Source organism: Desulfovibrio ferrophilus, assembly GCF_003966735.1.
GTDB lineage: Bacteria > Desulfobacterota > Desulfovibrionia > Desulfovibrionales > Desulfovibrionaceae > Desulfovibrio_Q > Desulfovibrio_Q ferrophilus.
In genome coordinates this window covers 2870209-2887791 of the sequence record NZ_AP017378.1, presented here as the reverse complement: position 1 = coordinate 2887791, position 17583 = coordinate 2870209, and the positions used below count along the sequence as shown (strand labels likewise).

At 55.5% G+C, this 17583-nt stretch carries 18 protein-coding genes; 11 read left to right on the top strand and 7 right to left on the bottom strand.

Annotation, left to right across the window (positions count from 1 at the left end; translation table 11 throughout):
* The first annotated feature begins 191 nt into the window (after positions 1-191).
* Positions 192-1037 (top strand): shikimate dehydrogenase, encoded by an 846-nt coding sequence (aroE, locus tag EL361_RS13290; protein ID WP_232034783.1) that lies wholly within the window; start codon positions 192-194, stop codon positions 1035-1037.
* 201 nt (positions 1038-1238) lie between these two features.
* On the opposite strand, the gene EL361_RS13285 is transcribed toward aroE, so the two are convergent.
* The 5 genes from EL361_RS13285 to queA all read right to left on the bottom strand — a co-directional run bounded on the left by EL361_RS13285 (position 1239) and on the right by queA (position 5019).
* Entirely contained in the window at positions 1239-1793 is a 555-nt protein-coding gene (locus tag EL361_RS13285) for a 2-oxoacid:acceptor oxidoreductase family protein (RefSeq protein WP_126380319.1), read from the bottom strand.
* A complete protein-coding gene (locus EL361_RS13280) occupies positions 1794-2558 on the bottom strand; it encodes a thiamine pyrophosphate-dependent enzyme (RefSeq protein WP_126380317.1) in 765 nt (254 codons plus the stop codon).
* Positions 2559-2561: 3 nt separating this feature from the next.
* Positions 2562-3626 carry a 3-methyl-2-oxobutanoate dehydrogenase subunit VorB gene (locus EL361_RS13275; RefSeq protein WP_126380315.1) on the bottom strand — a complete coding sequence of 355 codons (1065 nt, stop codon included), beginning with the start codon at positions 3624-3626 and terminating at the stop codon, positions 2562-2564.
* Between the two features lie 3 nt (positions 3627-3629).
* A complete protein-coding gene (locus EL361_RS13270) occupies positions 3630-3857 on the bottom strand; it encodes a 4Fe-4S dicluster domain-containing protein (protein ID WP_126380313.1) in 228 nt (75 codons plus the stop codon).
* Positions 3858-3924: 67 nt separating this feature from the next.
* Positions 3925-5019 (bottom strand): tRNA preQ1(34) S-adenosylmethionine ribosyltransferase-isomerase QueA, encoded by a 1095-nt coding sequence (queA, locus tag EL361_RS13265; RefSeq protein WP_126380311.1) that lies wholly within the window; start codon positions 5017-5019, stop codon positions 3925-3927.
* A gap of 192 nt (positions 5020-5211) precedes the next feature.
* Between queA and EL361_RS13260 the strand changes: the two genes are divergently transcribed.
* The 7 genes from EL361_RS13260 to EL361_RS13230 all read left to right on the top strand — a co-directional run bounded on the left by EL361_RS13260 (position 5212) and on the right by EL361_RS13230 (position 12034).
* Entirely contained in the window at positions 5212-5709 is a 498-nt protein-coding gene (locus EL361_RS13260) for a hypothetical protein (protein WP_126380309.1), read from the top strand.
* A 9-nt stretch (positions 5710-5718) separates the two neighbouring features.
* Positions 5719-6927, top strand: a complete 1209-nt coding sequence (gene coaBC / locus EL361_RS13255; protein ID WP_126380307.1) for a bifunctional phosphopantothenoylcysteine decarboxylase/phosphopantothenate--cysteine ligase CoaBC — start codon at positions 5719-5721, stop codon at positions 6925-6927.
* A 392-nt stretch (positions 6928-7319) separates the two neighbouring features.
* A complete protein-coding gene (locus tag EL361_RS13250; protein WP_126380305.1) occupies positions 7320-7658 on the top strand; it encodes a hypothetical protein in 339 nt (112 codons plus the stop codon).
* Positions 7659-7757: 99 nt separating this feature from the next.
* Entirely contained in the window at positions 7758-9086 is a 1329-nt protein-coding gene (locus EL361_RS13245; RefSeq protein ID WP_126380303.1) for an NfeD family protein, read from the top strand.
* 17 nt (positions 9087-9103) lie between these two features.
* Complete coding sequence (locus tag EL361_RS13240) at positions 9104-9856, top strand: slipin family protein (protein ID WP_126380301.1); 753 nt, start codon at positions 9104-9106, stop codon at positions 9854-9856.
* A gap of 91 nt (positions 9857-9947) precedes the next feature.
* A complete protein-coding gene (locus tag EL361_RS13235) occupies positions 9948-10955 on the top strand; it encodes an NAD-dependent epimerase (protein ID WP_126380299.1) in 1008 nt (335 codons plus the stop codon).
* 311 nt (positions 10956-11266) lie between these two features.
* Positions 11267-12034, top strand: a complete 768-nt coding sequence (locus tag EL361_RS13230; protein ID WP_126380297.1) for a ParA family protein — start codon at positions 11267-11269, stop codon at positions 12032-12034.
* Positions 12035-12130: 96 nt separating this feature from the next.
* Here EL361_RS13230 and EL361_RS13225 read toward each other — a convergent pair whose 3' ends face one another.
* Positions 12131-12541: a hypothetical protein gene (locus EL361_RS13225; protein WP_126380295.1), complete on the bottom strand. Its 411-nt coding sequence runs from the start codon at positions 12539-12541 to the stop codon at positions 12131-12133.
* A 90-nt stretch (positions 12542-12631) separates the two neighbouring features.
* On the opposite strand from EL361_RS13225, the gene EL361_RS13220 reads away from it, so the two are divergent.
* The 3 genes from EL361_RS13220 (at position 12632) to EL361_RS13210 (ending at position 15236) form a co-directional block, all read left to right on the top strand.
* On the top strand, positions 12632-13597 hold the full coding sequence (locus tag EL361_RS13220) for a ParB/RepB/Spo0J family partition protein (RefSeq protein ID WP_126380293.1): 966 nt from the start codon (positions 12632-12634) through the stop codon (positions 13595-13597).
* Between the two features lie 23 nt (positions 13598-13620).
* Positions 13621-14655 (top strand): D-glycero-beta-D-manno-heptose-7-phosphate kinase, encoded by a 1035-nt coding sequence (rfaE1, locus tag EL361_RS13215; RefSeq protein WP_126380291.1) that lies wholly within the window; start codon positions 13621-13623, stop codon positions 14653-14655.
* A 185-nt stretch (positions 14656-14840) separates the two neighbouring features.
* Positions 14841-15236 (top strand): DnaJ family domain-containing protein, encoded by a 396-nt coding sequence (locus tag EL361_RS13210; RefSeq protein WP_126380289.1) that lies wholly within the window; start codon positions 14841-14843, stop codon positions 15234-15236.
* 127 nt (positions 15237-15363) lie between these two features.
* Here EL361_RS13210 and EL361_RS13205 read toward each other — a convergent pair whose 3' ends face one another.
* A complete protein-coding gene (locus EL361_RS13205) occupies positions 15364-17583 on the bottom strand; it encodes an ATP-binding protein (RefSeq protein WP_172961756.1) in 2220 nt (739 codons plus the stop codon).

Sequence of the window (17583 nt, the reverse complement as noted above, 5' to 3'; positions counted from 1 at the left end):
CCTCTATAGTATTGGTTTAGGATGAACCCGTAACAATTGTAATATATGTTAGTCATTAGTTTCAGCATGCTACGTGTTTATAGTTTTTTAAGTATTTGATCAACCTCGTTTGTGTTGCTCTCTTTTCCATTTTGCCCCTTTGGTGTGCGCGTGATAATCGATCTATTCACTTCGCAAGACTGGAGAGAGGAATGAGTCAGAAGATCGTCATGCCCGAGGGTGGGAAGAAGTTATTCGGGATCATCGGGCATCCATTGGGGCACACGATGAGTCCGCCTTTGCACAATTGGGGATTCGAGACCATCGGGTTCGAGGGCGAGTATCGCGCCTTCCCCACAACGCCGGACGAGTTGCCAGCGTTCATGGAGCAGGTGCGCTCACTGCCCATCTCCGGCTTATCCGTAACCATTCCTCACAAGGTGGCTGTTCAGCCGTTTTTGGATGGTCTGTCTGAGCGAGTTTTAGCGGTTGGGGCGACTAACACCCTCTATTGGAGTGGAAAACGCCTCCTGGGCGAGAATACGGACGTTTACGGCTTCATGGCACCTTTGACTCAACTCGCCACCCGGCCCAAATCGGCTCTGGTGCTCGGAGCGGGCGGTGCAGCCCGTGCCGTGATAGCCGGACTGCTCGAAATCGGGGTGTCCGAGATCGTGGTCAGCAATCGCAGTGCGGATAAGGCAACCGACCTTGCTGCGGAGTTTTCGGTGAATACTCACGACTGGACCGACCGCCAAAGCGTACAAGCCGAGCTCATCGTCAACACCACGCCGCTTGGGATGAAGGGCGAGCGTGTGGACCAGAATCCCCTGCCTCATGAATTGTGCCTGTCACACAATCAGACGCTTTACGATTTGGTCTATAATCCGACGCGCACAAAATTTTTGCAGCAGGGCGAAGAAAATGGCTGTCGCACCATCGATGGCCTGACCATGTTCGTGCATCAGGCGGTGGAGCAGTTCCGACTCTGGACCGGACAGACCTTTGATCTGGGTGAAGCCCGCAAGCTCATCACCGGGATGCTCGCCCAATCATAATTCGTCAGGTGGAGTACATACATTTCCCCCACTCCTTTTCTGTCTTCCGATTATTACATGTTAAAGCCCCCCGAACGGAATCTCCGTTCGGGGGGCTTTTTTATAAAGGTTCTTGGAAAGGGAGAGGGGTTCGGGGAGAGGGAATAACCTTCTTTCCCAAGAAGGTTGTCTCTCTCCCTGAATTCTCTTGTGTCCCTTTCTCTACGCCATGGCCTTGGCAGCGATCTCGGCCCCGGCATCAATGGCATTGCCATTGGCGGGGATGAGTTTGGCATAGCGCGGGGAGATGACGTTTGTCAGTGCGTCCTTCACGGCCTGCACCGGCATCACGCCCGTGGCCTGCACATAGGCACCGATGGCAACCATGTTGGCCATGCGGGTGTTGCCCAGCTTGTCCGCTGTTTCGTTACAGGGCACGAAGATGGACTTGATGCGTTCGGTCTCGGCCAGTTCCGGCTCGATGAGCGAGGAGTTGACGATGGAGATGCCTCCGTCCGCCATACGCGGCTGGAACTTGTCCAGAGACGGGCGGTTCATGAGGACCAGGCTCATGGGCGTGCGGATGATGGGGGAGCCGATCTCATCCTCGGAGACGACCACGGTGCAGTTGGCGGTGCCGCCACGCATCTCGGGGCCGTAAACGGGGATATAGGTCACGGACAGGCCCTGGTTCATACCGGCATAGGCCAGCAGATTGCCGATGAGCATCACGCCCTGTCCGCCGAATCCGGCAATGATGACGTCTTGGTACAACATCTATTTGCCCTCCTTTTCGGCGAGCTTGTCGGCGTACACGCCCAGTGGGAAGTAGGGCAGCAGCTCTTCTTCCACACGCTCGTTGGCGGCGATGGGAGTCATCTTCCAGTTGGTGGGGCAGGTGGCCACGAACTCCACGAAGCTGAAGCCGTTGCCGTCCACCTGGCACTGGAAGGCTTTCTTGACTGCCTTCTTGGCCTTGTTGATGTTCTTGACGTTGTTCACGGCTACGCGTTCGCAGTAGGTCACGCCACCGAGCATGCCGATGATTTCACTCATCTTGATGGGCATGCCTTCGCGTTCTTCGCAGCGGCCGCCCGGGCAGGTGGTGGTGGCCTGACCGATCATGGTGGTCGGGGCCATTTGGCCGCCGGTCATGCCATAGACCGTGTTGTTGACGAAGATCACGGTGATGTTCTCGCCACGGTTGGCGGCGTGCATGATTTCGGCCATGCCGATGGAGGCCAGGTCGCCGTCGCCCTGATAGGAGAACACGATCTTGTCGGGACGGGCGCGTTTGACGCCGGTGGCCACCGCCGGGGCGCGGCCATGCGGGGCCTCGACAGCGTCCACATTGATATAGTTGTAGAGGAACACCGAGCAACCGATGGAACCGATGGCGATGGTGTTTTCGGCCAGACCCAGCTCATCGATGACCTCGGCCACGATGCGGTGGGCGGTGCCGTGCTGACAACCGGGACAGTAGTGCGTCGGTCGGTCGATGAGGACCTCGGACGGTTCGAATACGAGTTTTTCTTCGGCCATGAGTTAACCCTCCAGGCTCTTGAGGATGGGCTCCTCGAAATCGTCGGGGTTGGGCAGTTCGCCGGGCATGACGCCGAAGAAGTCGGAGTCGACCTTGGTACGAAGTGCAAGGCGCACATCATCGACCATCTGGCCGCAGTTGTGCTCGATGGTCAGGAAACGCTTGCCCTGTTCGGCCAGTTTGACCAACGGCTCATCCGGGAAGGGGTAGAGGGTAATGGGCCTGAACAGGCCAACCTTCTTACCCTGGGCGCGCAGTTTGCGCACAGCGGATTTGGCGATGCGGGCGATGGAGCCATAAGCACAGATGACCAGATCCGCATCTTCGGTCTCAAAGGACTCGTAGCGGATTTCAGCCTTCATGCGCTCGTACTTGGCCATCAGGTTCCGGTTCTGGTCGGCCAGGGCGCCTTCTTCCAGGAACAGGGATTTGATCAGGCGCTTTTCGCGGCCCTTGTTGCCGGTCAGGCACCAGGTCTCGGCGTTGTCGTCGACCTTCTTGCCCTCGTGCGGGATGATGGGTTCCTTCATCTGGCCCAGGATCGCATCGCCCAGAATCATGACCGGGTTGCGGTATTTGAAGGCCAGGTCAAAGGCTTCCATGGTCAGGTCATAGGCTTCCTGACAGGTGGCCGGGGCCAGCACCAGCAGGCGATAGTCGCCATGACCACCACCACGGGTGGACTGGTAGTAGTCGCCCTGTGCCGGGCCGATGTCGCCCAGGCCCGGGCCGCCACGGTTCATGTTGACCAGCACGGCAGGCAGTTCGGAGCCGGCCATGTAGGAGATGGCTTCCTGCTTGAGCGACATGCCCGGGCTGGATGAAGAGGTCAGGCAGCGCACGCCTGCTGCGGCAGCGCCAAGCAGCATGTTTGCAGCGGCCACTTCGCTCTCGGCCTGCACGAAATCACCGCCACACTCGAACATGGCCTTGGACATCATCTCGGGGATGTCGTTCTGGGGGGTGATGGGGTAGCCGAAGAAGCACTTGCAGCCAGCGGCGATGGCGCCGTAGCCGATGGCCTCGTTGCCCTTGATGAATTTGCGTTCAGGAGTCTTGCTGGACATGGCTTACTCCTTCGCCTTGGTTTTTTTCGTCTTGTAGACGGTGATGCAGAAGTCGGGGCACATCTTCCCGCAGGAGGCACAGCCGATACAGTCATCCATATTGGTGACTTCCACGACCTTGTAGCCCTGCTGGTTGAATCTGTCCGACTGGACAATGATCTCCTGAGGACAGACCGTGGTGCAGAGCAGGCAGCCCTTGCAGCGGTCTTCCCGGATGACGATTCGTGACATAGAAATCTCCTTGAAATTCGTTGCCGGAGTTCAATAGTCGATCTCACGGAATGGGACGGTGTGGTCCCTAGAGGATGAGCATGGCGTCGCCGTAGGAGAAGAAGCGGAAGTCGTTTTCCAGAGCTGTTTTGTACGCCGAAAGAGTAGCCTCACGTCCGATGAGAGCGGAAACCATAATAAGGAGCGATGATTCTGGCAAATGGAAATTGGTCAGCAGTTTATCCGCAACCTTGAATTCGTAGCCGGGGGTGATGTAAATCTCCGTCCAGCCTGCATAGGGGGCGATATCTCCCACGGCGGCATAGGCGCCTTCCAGGGTACGCACGCTGGTGGTGCCCACGGCCAGCACGGGCCGACCCTGGGCCTTGGCATTGGCCACAGCCAGGGCAGTGTCGGCTGAGATTTCGATATATTCCTTGTGCATGGAATGGTTGCGGATGTCCGCCTCGCGCACGGGCGAGAAGGTCCCATACCCTACATAGAGGGTCACCTCGGCCCATTCAATGCCTCGTTCAGCCAGAGACTGGCGAACCTCGGGAGTGAAGTGCAGTCCGGCGGTGGGGGCGGCCACGGAGCCCAGTTTGTCGTCTTCGGCGTAGATGGTCTGGTAGCGCTTGGCATCCTCGGCGGTATCCGGGCGCTTGATGTAGGGCGGCAGGGGGTAATGCCCGAGTTCGCAGAACAGGCCGGCCAGTTCACCTTGCCAGTACAGCCGCACCCGGCTTTTGCCAAAATCGCCACGGGTGATGACTTCGAGCCTGAACTGATCTGAGAAGACGATGTTCTGTCCGGTCTTTGGGGGCTTGCTGGCTCGGAGCAGGCCTTCGACCTCGGCACTGGACCAATCGCCTTGGGTTTCAGCGGTTTCCATGAGCAGCGGTAGCGGGGTCAGCAGCAGGAATTCCACCTTGCCGCCGGTCTCCTTGGAGCCGTAGATGCGCGCCGGGAGGACTTTTGAGTTATTGGCCACGAGCAGTGCGTTGTCTGGAATGAGATCGGCAAGTTTCGCGAAAGTGCTGATTTCAAGTTCACCGCTTTCGCGGTTGACCACCAGCAATTTAGAAAGGTCCCTTTTCTGGGCCGGGGATTGGGCAATGGATTCCTCGGGCAACTCATAGCGGTAGGATTTCAGGAGATAATCTTGTTCGTTCACAGTAACCATCTTGATTTCATGAAATTAGTTGTTGTGTTGTCTGGTGCTGGGGCGCATATTCAACGGGCCTGCGTCCTGTGATTTCTCGCCTCAGGGAAAATTGCAGTTTGCGCCAAGCTCGGGTAAGCTAACTCGCTCAATTACAGACAATACGCCGTGACCGTCGAAACGGCGGGCAAAAGTCATCCTGAAGGAGGAGACATGCATAAAATTTTTATGATCACCCTGGCAATGGTTTCCTTGTTAGTCCTTGGTGGTTGCGAGTCCGCACTGCAAAGCCACGGCGAGAACGCCCCGGCAAAATCCACGCAGTCCATGAGCAAACCTGTTGGCATGTATCAGGAATTTGATGATGTGCTGATTCCCAACGACATGGACCTGGATAACAAGGCTTCCTTTGTCTTCGAGACCCCGCAGTTCAAGACCGGCATCGTGACCTACAAGGGCCGTGTGGACGCCGTGTCTCTGGCGAACTTCTTCGAGAAGGAACTGCCCAAGGACAACTGGCGCCTGCGCAGCAAGATGAAGTACAACCGCACCATCATGGTTTTCGAAAAGCCTGATCGTGATTGCATCATCAATATCATCGACGAGACCTTCAATACCATCGTTGAAATCATGGTCGCCCCCAGGCAGGATTCCGGTGCTGTTCCTCAGGAAGTACGCACTGCCCCCATGGAAGAGAACCTGCCGCAATAGCGAGGGATCATGCAACCGCATCTGGCGTTCACCAACTTTCTCGGCAAGCGCATCCATCTGGGTGTGTGCGGGAGTATATCTGCGTTCAAATCGCTGGAGCTCTTGCGTATGCTCCAGCGAACGGGTGCGCATCTGAGCGCCACAGTGACGCCTTCAGCCGCGCGGTTTGTCACGGCCTTGTCCTTCGAGGCCCTTGGAGCCGCTCCTGTCTATGGGGATATGTTCGACCATCGCGATGCTGTGTTCGGGCATCTGGACCCCGGTCAGGACGCGGATGGCTTTGTGGTTGCCCCGGCAACGGCCAATGCCCTTGCCAAACTGGCCTGTGGACTGGCGGATGATATGTTGTCCTGCCAGGCGCTGGCTTTCCCCGGCTCTTTGGTCATTGCCCCGGCCATGAATCCACGCCTCTGGAACGCTGCGGCAACCCAGGAAAACTTGGCCAAGTTGAAAGAGCGTGGGCACGTCTGCATCGAACCGGAATGTGGCGACATGGCCTGTGGCGAAGAGGGCCGGGGCCGGTTCCCGCAACTGGAGAGCATCTACCTGCAAGCCCTGAAGGCCGTGACCAAGCAGGACATGGCCGGGCGCAAGGTCCTGATTACTTTGGGCCCGACTCGCGAGGCTTTTGATTGCGTGCGTTTCTGGAGCAATCCTTCATCCGGCACCATGGGTGCTGCCATTGCCGTTGCGGCCTGGTTGCGTGGGGCTGAGGTGACTGCGGTTTGTGGCCCTGTGAACCTCTGGTTGCCCGAGGGCATAAACCGCATCGATGTGACCACTGCCCGTGAAATGTTCGATGCCGCTTCTGAAAATTTCCCCAGTGTCGATGCCGCCTGCTTTACCGCTGCGGTGGCCGACTACCGACCCGCCAACCCGCAGCAAGACAAATTCAAGAAGGAACAGGGTGGGTTGAACGTCGAATTCAAGGCCAATCCCGATATCCTGAAGACACTGGGGAGCCAGAAAACCGACCGACAATTCCTGATCGGCTTTGCGGCTGAATCTTCCGACATCGAAGGCAACTGCCATAAGAAGCTCAGCGCTAAAAATCTCGATCTCATCGTGGGCAATGATGTGACGGCCGAGGGCTGCGGGTTTGGAAAAGCGACCAACGGAGTGACCGTTGTTGACGCCAAGGGCCGCTCGGAGAGCTGGCCTGTGTTGCCCAAGTCAGAGGTTGGCTGGAGGATATGGGATTGGATGCTTGGTCTTTAGATCTCTCTGAAGATCTCCGCTGCTGGGGAAACCAGGGACTGCGTTCCATCTTGTGCGAACAGGATGTTTCCGCTTTAAAAGTTTCACGTGAAACAGAGTCTTCCTCTGCTCCCGTGGCCTCTTCCTCGGCTGAACCACCCCGTGCGCCGTCCCCACAAAAGTCAGCCCCGACCAGGTCTTGGAAGGCTCCTGCTAAGCAGCCCCGGGCCCCACATGCGGTGACCACACCGGCCCCGACGCTGAAGCCTTCAAGTTCTCCTGTTCAAGTGCCCAGCGGCGATAGCAGTGATCTGACTGTGTTTCCCTATGAGCAATTCAGATCGCGCCTGCGTGTGCCGAGTCGGACCGTGTGGACCTACTGGGAGCTCGGGCAGGATTTTGGAGACAACCCCATGGACGAACGTCGTGAACTGTTCCGTAAGATCCTGCATTTTCTGAAGTGGCCAACCGGAAGCGTCACTTTCTGGCCCCATAGTTTTGAGCATGACAAGGCCTTGATTGCCCAGCCCGGACAGTTTTGGAAAGGCGTGCGCGAAGCACAGGCTAGTGGTGTTGTCGTGTTTGGTCAGCAGGCCTTCAAGACCCTGTTCCCCCGTGAAAGTTTCCATTATTCCAGCTTTGATCATAATGGTCGAAAGATTACCGTGTTGCCTGGGCCAGTAGAAATGCTTGCTGGTGACATGGATGCCAAGCGTTTGGTTTGGAATACCCTCAAAGCTTACCAGTTCTGATTTACAACCCTCCCTATCCCTTCTGTATTAATTCCTTTATACTTGCTGCTCGACGTTTTCTTCTGTGCTTGAATTCATCTCTGTACACGGAGACGGGTGATGGTGAATATGCAGCGGATTTCCCTCATTTTGTTGATGATTTTACTGATCCTAGGTTTCTTTGACCGTGGACGGGCGCAAGAGCAGGAGGTACTTCCACTACCTTCTCAGACTGTGTTGGTCTTTGAACTCGGCGGTGGCATTACACCAGCAACGGTGGATGCTCTTGACGCAGCCATTACTCTCGCTGAATCAGAAGCCTCGGTTTGCTTGCTGATCGAGTTGGACACTCCTGGAGGACTTGTGGACTCCATGCGCAGCATGGTTCAGCGTATTCTGAGCAGCAGGGTGCCTGTCGTGGTCTGGGTTGGCCCTGGAGGTGCACGGGCTGCCTCTGCCGGAGTGTTTCTTGTTGCGGCATCCCATGTGGCAGCCATGTCTCCGCAGTCCACCATGGGTGCAGCCAGTCCCGTGGGGATGGGGGGCAAGGAGATTGAATCCACCATCAAGACCAAGGTCGTGAATGATCTGGCCAGTCTTGTAAGAAGTCTGGCTGAATCCAGAAATCGTAATGCCCGCTGGTATGAAGAGTCCGTTGAGGATGCCGTGAGTATCACTGCTCAGGAAGCTGTGATGAGCGGTGTTGTGGAGTATATTGCATCGGATTCTAATGATTTCATGACTCAGATTGCCGCAACCGGAGGCATTGCGTTCAATGGTTCACGGGTCCCTTTTGAGGGCGCCAACCTCAAGTTCAAGAGTTTCGATCCAGGCTTCAGGCATCATGTTCTTTCATGGCTGCTGCAACCTCAGATTGCCTATCTGCTATTGTTGGGTGGCATTGCCGGACTGTTCTTTGAGTTTACCACTCCTGGAGCTGTTTTTCCCGGCGTTTTCGGAGGGATGTGCCTGTTGTTGGGTTTGTATGCCATGTCCGTTTTACCCACCAATGTCGCCGGCGTACTGCTGATACTGTTTGCCCTGATCCTGCTTGTGCTTGAGGTCTATGTGACCAGCTTCGGCATGCTCGGTATTTCCGCGCTGGTGGCCCTGTTCTTTGGATCAACGATCCTGTTCAGCCCCGGCCACGGCGTTTCGCCTTTGCCCTTGTCGCTCATTGCGTCCACGGTTGCCTCTGTGGCCATACTGATGGGAGTATGTATGGTGTTGATCGTGAAGGTTCAACGCAGCCGTTCTCAGGGTGGAACTGAGGCCATGACTGAAGAAGTGGCGACTGTCCGGGTATGGAGTTCAGGCCGGGGCCGGGTTTTCGTGCGTGGCGAATCCTGGAAGGCGGCAGGACCGGATTCATTGAGGGTTGGTGACAGGGTTCGCATCGTTAGCGTGAAGGGCTTGACGCTCAGCGTTGAGCTTTATGAAACAGATTAGAAATTCCGGAGGAGATCATGTTCACATTTCTACCTGCAGCCGTGTTGATCATACTATTTCTAGCTGCCTCCCTTCGTGTTTTGAATGAGTACGAACGCGGAGTCATCTTCCGTTTGGGGCGCATCATCAAGGCCAAGGGGCCTGGTCTGATCATTCTGATTCCCGTTGTCGATCGCATGGTCCGCGTCAGCCTGCGGGTCATTACTCTGGATGTGCCGAATCAGGATGTCATCACCAAGGACAACGTGAGTATCAAGGTCAATGCTGTTGTCTATTTTCGGGTGGTGGACCCTGTCCGGTCCATAATCGATGTTGAGGACTATATGTACGCGACCTCACAGCTTGCGCAGACGACACTGCGCAGTGTCTGCGGTGGGGTGGAGCTGGATGAAATCCTTGCTCATCGCGATAAGGTCAACAATCGTATTCAGGAGATTCTCGATCAGCATACGGACCCCTGGGGCATCAAGGTGGGGACCGTCGAGGTCAAGTATATCGATCTTCCGCAGGAAATGCAGAGAGCAATGGCCAAGCAGGCAGAGGCGGAACGTGAACGCCGGGCCAAGGTCATCAATGCTGAAGGAGAATTCCAGGCAGCGGATAAGCTGGCTCAGGCTGCAGATATTATCGGCAAGTCACCGGGAGCATTGCAACTCCGATATCTACAGACCATGCGAGAGATGGCGGCAGAAAGCCAAAATTCGACTGTTTTGCCCATTCCTCTTGATTTTTTAGGCATGAACTGGAAGGCTCCCGTTTCCAAAGAATAATGATATGAGTGAATGTTTCATGTGAAACAATAAGAGCTTTCCATGAAGCATGACCTTTTTTCTGAAATATTTTAACCGATCAAGGATGAACATGAAAATTCTCGTCACCGGAGCTGCCGGGTTCATCGGTTCTCACCTTTCCAAGCGCTTCTTGAGTGAAGGTCATGAGGTTGTCGGTCTCGATTGCCTGAATGACTACTATTCGGTGGAACTGAAAATGGCTCGTTTGGCACGGATAGAATCCGAGCCCGGATTCACCCATGTCAATATCGAACTGCAAGACGATGCCGCCATGGACAAGATGTTTGCCGAGCATAAGTTCACCCATGTCGTGAACCTGGCTGCCCAGGCAGGTGTGCGCTACAGCATCGAGAATCCTCGTTCCTACATTCAGTCCAATTCCGTGGGCTTTTTGAATATCCTCGAAGGCTGCCGCCATCATGGGGTACAGCACTGTGTGTTTGCTTCATCCAGTTCTGTCTATGGCCTGAATACGGACATGCCGTTCTCGGTTCACGACAATGTGGATCACCCCATCAGCCTGTACGCTGCCACGAAGAAGAGCAACGAACTGATGGCTCACTCCTATAGCTATCTCTACAATCTGCCCTGTACTGGTCTCAGATTTTTCACGGTCTACGGACCTTGGGGCAGGCCGGACATGGCGCTTTTCCTGTTCACCAAGGCCATCCTCGAGGGCAAACCCATCAATGTCTTCAACCACGGCAAGATGCGCCGCGACTTTACCTACATTGATGACATCGTCGAGGGCGTGGTGCGTGTGACCAAGAGAACTGCTCGGGCCAACCCCGAGTGGGATGGTGCCAATCCCGATCCCAGTTCTTCTCCCTCTCCATACAAGATCTACAACATCGGCAATAATAATGTTGAGGAGCTTGGGCGCTACATTGAAGTGCTTGAAGACAAGCTCGGCATGAAAGCTGAAAAGAATTACATGGATATGCAACCTGGTGATGTTCCAGCTACTTACGCCAATGTTGACGACCTGGTCGAAGATGTTGACTTCAAGCCTAATACCTCCATTGAAGAGGGCATCGGCAATTTTGTTGATTGGTACAGAGACTATTATAAGGTCTAACGCATTGACACTACTCGCCAGGGTTCGGTATGGATGCTTCTATCTCGAACCCTGGTTTTTTTAACTTCAATTTTCGTGAGCGGTCATGCAGTCAGCATTTGCAAACATCTGGTTTCGTTTTCTTCACTGGCCGCTTTCAAATCATTGCATCAAGTTTGCTTGTTGAATTCACCGCTGAGCCTCGGCTGTAGCGGTTGAGTCAGTCTTGTGCCCTTGGCAAAGGCTGTGATCGGGGAGAGATGAACCACTGGCTGGAAAGTTACAGTTAATGTTTCCCGTGAAACAATTTCCGAGACCCAGGAGAGTGCGACGTGGCGCGAGTGATTGTTATCGCTAACCAGAAGGGCGGAGTTGGTAAGACAACCACTGCGGTGAATCTGGCTGCCAGCTTGGCGGTCATGGAAAAGAACGTGCTGGTGGTGGACTGCGATCCGCAGGCCAACGCTTCGAGCGGGTTCGGTATTTTCCCCGAGAATGTGAAAGAGAATCTGTATACCGTGCTGGGTGATCCTGGCCGTGTGCATGATGCGATCTACAAGACAAAGATCCCTTATCTTTCACTCTTGCCCTCGCATCAGGATCTTGTGGCTGCGGATCTGGATCTGGTGAATCAGTCCCGCAGAGAATTCTTTTTGAAGAATCTGCTGGCTCCCTTGAATGGTGATTACGAGTTCATCATCATGGATTGCCCGCCGTCACTGGGGCTCATCACCTTGAACGCCCTGTGTGCGGCGCGCGAGGTTCTGGTGCCCCTGCAGTGCGAGTACTATGCCCTGGAGGGTATCGCCAAGCTCCTGCAGACTTATGGTTTGGTGCGTAAGCGTCTGAATCCGAACATCAGGTTGCTGGGGGTGGTGCTGACCATGTTTGATGGTCGCAACCGTCTGGCTCATCAGGTGAAAAATGAGATTCGCAGGACCTTCCCGGATTATCTGATGGAGACCATTGTGCCGCGTAATGTGCGTCTGTCCGAAGCGCCAAGTTTCGGCAAGCCGGTGATCGGGTACGATATCAAGTCTGCGGGTGCTCTGGCCTATTTGCAGTTGGCCAAGGAAGTGGTCAACCGGAAAGCCAGTTAGTTTTTTGATGTCGTCATACGATGTGATGACAGCGCAGGAGAAACCCCTTGGGGTCCCTCCTGCGAGAACGAAATCATGATGACCGGATGGGCAGAACTATTCGGTGTAAGGAACGGTTTCGCTTTTCAGGCCGTCTTTGAAATGTTTTTTCATGATGCGGGCCTGGCAGGTTTGACATTCAAAAGTCGTCAATCCGCCAAGGCTGGCAGCTTTTAAGCGAAAGAGCCGGGGGGCGTCTTTCTGCCAGTCGTCGGTATGTGCACCACAGTGGTCGCAGTCCACGTCCATGGTCAGAGGGTAGGGCAAGTCCCAGTAGTCAATGAAGCACTGCCAATCTTCCATGGGTTCGGGAAAGACGTCGGGCGCAGCGGCGGGTTCGTCGCAGAGTTCGGAAAGTATAGGTTGTAATTGGTCCTTGGCCTGCTCCCAGAGTTCTGGGGAAATCCAGACGCCGGCACAGTCGCCGTTGTCATCGAACAGGGTCAGGTAGGGTTTTTCAGATAACATGTCGCCTCCTATGGGATAGCGCTTGCATCATGCGACGCAGGCGTGGGCGATTAGACAGAAGCGACAACCTTTTTGTCAAGGAGAGTGCGTATGGCTTCTGCACAGCGTGGATTGGGACGAGGGCTTGATGCCTTGTTATCGGGCTTTGGGGATGACCCCTCAGCTCCCGAGGTTGTGCTTGTCCCCATCGATAAGATTCGGGCAAATCCCAATCAGCCGCGCAGAGACTTCGAAGTGGAGGCTCTGAATGAGCTGGCGGATTCCATCCGCACCAGTGGCATTCTGCAGCCGATTCTTGTGCGCCCGATTCAGGGCGAGGAGTTTTTGTATGAGCTTGTGGCTGGCGAACGCCGCTGGCGTGCTTCGCAGATTGCAGAGCAGCCGGAGATGCCTGCCATCGTCCGCCATTTGGACGACCAGGAAACCCTGGCCATTGCGCTCATCGAGAACCTGCAGCGCGAGGATCTGAACCCCATTGAAGAGGCGCTCGGCTTAAAGCGTCTTCAGGAGCAGTTTGATCTGACTCAGGAAGACCTTGCCGAACGTGTGGGCAAGAGCCGCTCTGCCATTGCCAATACTCTGCGCCTGACGCAGCTGCCCGACGCCATTCAGATGGATATCCGGCGCGGCAACATGAGTGCCGGTCATGGCCGATCCCTGCTGGCGGTGAGTGATGCAGAGGCCCAGGAAGAGTTCCGGATGCGCGTCCTGAACAAGGGCATGTCTGTGCGCGAGGCCGAGGCCATGGCTGCGTACTGGAAGCGCACCGGTGATTTGCCGGGCGACAATGGTACTCCGACCATCGTGCGTAAACCCGGAGCTCCGAAGCCCGTCTCCAATGAGGTTTTGGAACTTGGCCGGCGCATCACCCATGTGGTCGGTGCCAAGGCCATGGTTTCCGGAGCTCTGAACAAGGGCCAGATCATCCTGAAATACGGTAGCCCTGAGGAATTGAATGTCCTGCTCAATTTGCTGGGCGTGAACGAACCAGAAATCCCTGCCGTGCCCGAAGAAGATGGGCCCGAGGTTCCGGGGATTGCCGAGATGCTGAAATAGTCACCCAAGAGTTGAGAAACTACATGACAGATAGAAAAAAACTGCTCGATGCGCTGCCCAGGCTTGCCGGCGGCAAAGTCCTGATCATTGGCGATCTTGTGCTGGACCACTATGTGGTTGGCCAGGTGGCGCGTATTTCACCGGAGGCACCGGTGCCCGTGGTTCACGTGGAGCAGGAACGCTATATTCTTGGTGGTGCGGGCAACGTGGCACGCAACATCAAGGCACTCGGTGGCGAGCCCACCATTGTTGGTATCTGCGGTATGGATACCGATGGAGAACGCATGCGACGCCTGCTGCGTGAGGCCGGGGTCACTGCCCATGCGGTTTGTGATTCTGAACGTCCTACGATTCGTAAGACACGCATCGTGGCCCAGAATCAGCAGGTGGTCCGTGTGGACTACGAAAAGACCCATGTCATGTCCGACGGTGTGACCGAGCAGTTGTTCGATTATATCCGTGACGAAGTGCATGAGGCCGGGGTGATCATCCTTTCTGATTACGGCAAGGGACTGGTCACCGCAGCGTTTATGGAACGCCTGTGGAAGCTTTTGGATTCCATGGAAAACAGGCCGCAGGTCTTTGTGGATCCCAAGACCCGTAACTTCGACCTGTATCAGGGCGTGGACCTGCTGACCCCAAACAGCAAGGAAGCTCAGGAAGGGGCCGGGATCGAGCTGGAGACCGCTGACAAGCATTCAGTGCTGCGCACCGGTCTGAAGATATTCAAGAAACTCAAGAATGCGAATTTGCTGATCACCCTCGGCCCCAAGGGCATGGCCCTGTTCCAGGGACCGGAACATGTGACGCACATCCCCACGGCGGCACGTAAGGTCTTCGATGTCACTGGTGCAGGCGATACGGTTATTGCCATGTTGGGCTTGGCGGTTGCCAGGGGGCTGGATCTGATTACGGCTTGTGAGTTGGCCAACCTTGCAGCCGGAATCGTGGTTGCCGAGGTTGGTACGGCTTCGGCCACTGTGGATGACATCCGGCAGCTATTGGAAGAGGGTTGCGAGTTGCCGCCCCGGAGCAGCTGGTTTGGAGAGGCCGATTAGCATGCAGAGGGCTTCTACAGAGTTCATTTTCCGCATAGTGGTCGTCTGATTTTGCTGCTCAGAGCCTTAATTCCGTCTAAACGTACCTACCCCTCCCTGAACCCCGTTGAGCAGCTCTGTGGCCGTGTCACGGCTTTTGGGCTGTATCCGGGGGGGGCAACACAGAATCAATGTGGAAGTCTGACATGGGCTTTTTGAAAATCATTGACGAGGTCGCTGAACAGGCCATCAGAAAAGCTCAGGAGCGGGGCGAGTTCGACGCCCTTCCCGGCCGGGGTAAACCGTTGGTTTTCGAGGACGATTCCTTTGTGCCCGAAGACTTGCGCATGGCCTATAAGATTCTCCGCAATTCCGGTCATGTACCCCCTGAAATCCAGCAGGAAAAAGACATTCAGCGGGCTGTTGATCTCTTGGAAGCCGCCCCGGACGAGCAGACCCGCCTCAGGCAGATGGAGAAACTCAATCTGCTGGTTGTCAAGATCAATATGGGGCGCAGGCGTCCCATTCAACTGGAAAAGAAGGAGTATTACTACGACAAGGTCGTAGGCAAGGTCAGGGTCTCGGGCCAGGAGAACGACTGACTCTTTTTATGACTTCATGTTCATTTGACGACAAAGTCCACCTGCCCTCTGGCGGGTGGACTTTGTTATTTGAGTATGGTTGTGCGCTGTGCGGGGAGGGGATCAGGTAGGTTGTGGCCTGGGGGTATCAGGTGGCCGGAAGCTTGATGATGAATTTGGCGCCCTTGCCGGGTTCGGACTCCACGCTGAAGGTGCCGCCATGGTTCTGGGTGATAATGAAATAGGATACCGAGAGGCCCAATCCAGTCCCGAGCCCCGGAGGTTTGGTGGTGTAGAAGGGCTCGAAGATGCGTTTGCGAACGTCTTCGCTCAGGCCCGGACCGTTGTCCTCGACTTCAAACACGGAAAATCCTGGTTCCAGACGGCTTCGCAGAATGATGCGAGGTGGATTGTCAGTCTGGTCCGAGTCAGCCATGGCATAGGCAGCGTTTTGCAACAGATTCAGCACAACCTGCTCAATCTCCATCTCTGTGCAGGAGATGGTCACTGGTTCGGGGTGAAATTGTCGTTGGATATCGATCCGGCGGAAATCATATTTCTTCTTCAGGTCGTAATCGCTGGAGGCCAGCTCCACAGCATGATCCACAAGGGCATTGAGGTCACAGACCTTGCGCCGGGACTCGCTGCCCCGGCTGAAATTGAGCATGTTGCGTACGATTTTGGCGGCACGTTCACCTGAGTCCCTGATGCCGTCGAGCATTCTGAGCAATCCCCTGTCCAGCATGTAGCCGCGTACAGCTTCGAGAGTGGTTCCCTGGGCCTCGGCGGCCTTGATATTGGCCGTGAGGTCGGGGGAGAGGCGTCGCTCAATGTTTTGGGCACCCTGTAGGATGCCACCCAAGGGGTTATTGATTTCATGGGCCATGCCTGCGGCCAGGCCTCCCACGGAGATCATTTTCTCGGTCTGAACGATGATTTCTTCGATGCGCACTCGCTCAGACACGTCATCCACCCGCACCACGGCACCGGCGGAACCGCCGTCGTAACCAACGGCCAGCGGGTAGACCACCACGTTTTCATAGATGGCGATTCCATCTTTGTTGCGCACCCGCTTATGTATTTCGCGAACCTTGCCTTCCCGGATGGAGGCCAGAATCATTTCCATGTCACTGGCAAGTTCGGGAAAAGCTTCGTCCAGCCTTCTTCCTTTGATCTGATCAGCAATTTTTCCAGAGGCTTGAGCAGCTTTATCGTTCCAAAGGGTGACGACGCCGAAATGGTCCACACCGATGAGGACCGATGGCATGGAGTTGACGATGCCTTCCACATAGCTTTGGGAAGCCTGGAGTTTGGCAACCATTTCTTCCATGGCCTGGCCCACGATGTTCAGTTCATTGATGCGTACGGGCTGGAAACGGGCCTGGGTGTCTCCTGAGCGGACTTTGTTCGTGTAGTCCAGAAGTCTGTTCAGAGATGGCCGGGTCACACGATGAATAAGCAGGATTGTTCCCAGGAAGAAGACAATGGACAGGGTAATGGTGAAGGCGCCCTTGTGCATGTATGCATTCGTGATGCTGGTGGGGGTGAGATCGGCAATGGCAATGCCGCAGACCAATGGTGCCGGAAACGAGGGCAGGGCAAGGGGCCTGAAAGAAGCAATGAGCTCTCCTGGCAGGCGCACAAAGTCTTCCTGTATGACTCGCTTTCCGAGTTCCCGGATTTCCCTGGTCGCTGCACTGTCTTCAAGGCTAGTGGAGGCCAGGATGCGACCATCTTCAAGCAGTATGATTTCGCGGGATTCCGTGCTCGAGCGGATGCCTTCCACAAGGGTGAAGTTGTCTCCGAGAACGATTCCACCAAAGAGCGTTCCAATCACCTTGCCCGTGTCCTGTCGGACGAGGGGAACGGCGCTCACGAGCATGGTCAGGGAACGGTTATTGGTTTGCAAATGCAGTACAGCCCCGGAAGGAGCGAGGCTCTGCTTGTGTTCGGCGATTAATGGCAGGAAAGGGGACACATCAAGAAAGGGGGCACTGGCGTCGGCCCATATTGTATTATTCTCTGCCGTTGCCATGAACAAAATATCGAGAGAGGAGTCGGTTTGATCCCAGACCACACGGCCAAGTTCAGTCTCCGTGGCGGCCTTTTTTCCGGAATGGATTTTTGAAAGAACCCTGTCCGAGACAGCGATGTGGCTCAGGTTGGCATTGATGAGATCCAGCCTGTGCGTAAGGACGTTACGGGCAATGGTAAAACGTTGGTCAAAATCGAGAAGAAGCTGGGCGTTAACGGCCTTGATGGCGGTATCGTAGGTCCATATCAGTAAGGCCGTCGCAAAAATGACCAGGGTTGCGGAAAGATAGAGCCCGAGAAGGGAGGACAGACTTTGCTGTCGGGGGGACGCCAT

Coding starts and splice junctions, on each gene's coding strand:
- EL361_RS13220 (WP_126380293.1), top strand. CDS start 12,632: ATGGCTTCTGCACAGCGTGGATTGGGACGAGGGCTTGATGCCTTGTTA.
- EL361_RS13210 (WP_126380289.1), top strand. CDS start 14,841: ATGGGCTTTTTGAAAATCATTGACGAGGTCGCTGAACAGGCCATCAGA.
- coaBC (WP_126380307.1), top strand. CDS start 5,719: ATGCAACCGCATCTGGCGTTCACCAACTTTCTCGGCAAGCGCATCCAT.
- EL361_RS13240 (WP_126380301.1), top strand. CDS start 9,104: ATGTTCACATTTCTACCTGCAGCCGTGTTGATCATACTATTTCTAGCT.
- EL361_RS13235 (WP_126380299.1), top strand. CDS start 9,948: ATGAAAATTCTCGTCACCGGAGCTGCCGGGTTCATCGGTTCTCACCTT.
- EL361_RS13260 (WP_126380309.1), top strand. CDS start 5,212: ATGCATAAAATTTTTATGATCACCCTGGCAATGGTTTCCTTGTTAGTC.
- EL361_RS13250 (WP_126380305.1), top strand. CDS start 7,320: ATGGACGAACGTCGTGAACTGTTCCGTAAGATCCTGCATTTTCTGAAG.
- aroE (WP_232034783.1), top strand. CDS start 192: ATGAGTCAGAAGATCGTCATGCCCGAGGGTGGGAAGAAGTTATTCGGG.
- EL361_RS13285 (WP_126380319.1), bottom strand. CDS start 1,793: ATGTTGTACCAAGACGTCATCATTGCCGGATTCGGCGGACAGGGCGTG.
- EL361_RS13270 (WP_126380313.1), bottom strand. CDS start 3,857: ATGTCACGAATCGTCATCCGGGAAGACCGCTGCAAGGGCTGCCTGCTC.
- EL361_RS13205 (WP_172961756.1), bottom strand. CDS start 17,583: ATGGCGTCCCCCCGACAGCAAAGTCTGTCCTCCCTTCTCGGGCTCTAT.
- queA (WP_126380311.1), bottom strand. CDS start 5,019: ATGGTTACTGTGAACGAACAAGATTATCTCCTGAAATCCTACCGCTAT.
- EL361_RS13280 (WP_126380317.1), bottom strand. CDS start 2,558: ATGGCCGAAGAAAAACTCGTATTCGAACCGTCCGAGGTCCTCATCGAC.
- rfaE1 (WP_126380291.1), top strand. CDS start 13,621: ATGACAGATAGAAAAAAACTGCTCGATGCGCTGCCCAGGCTTGCCGGC.
- EL361_RS13225 (WP_126380295.1), bottom strand. CDS start 12,541: ATGTTATCTGAAAAACCCTACCTGACCCTGTTCGATGACAACGGCGAC.
- EL361_RS13245 (WP_126380303.1), top strand. CDS start 7,758: ATGGTGAATATGCAGCGGATTTCCCTCATTTTGTTGATGATTTTACTG.
- EL361_RS13275 (WP_126380315.1), bottom strand. CDS start 3,626: ATGTCCAGCAAGACTCCTGAACGCAAATTCATCAAGGGCAACGAGGCC.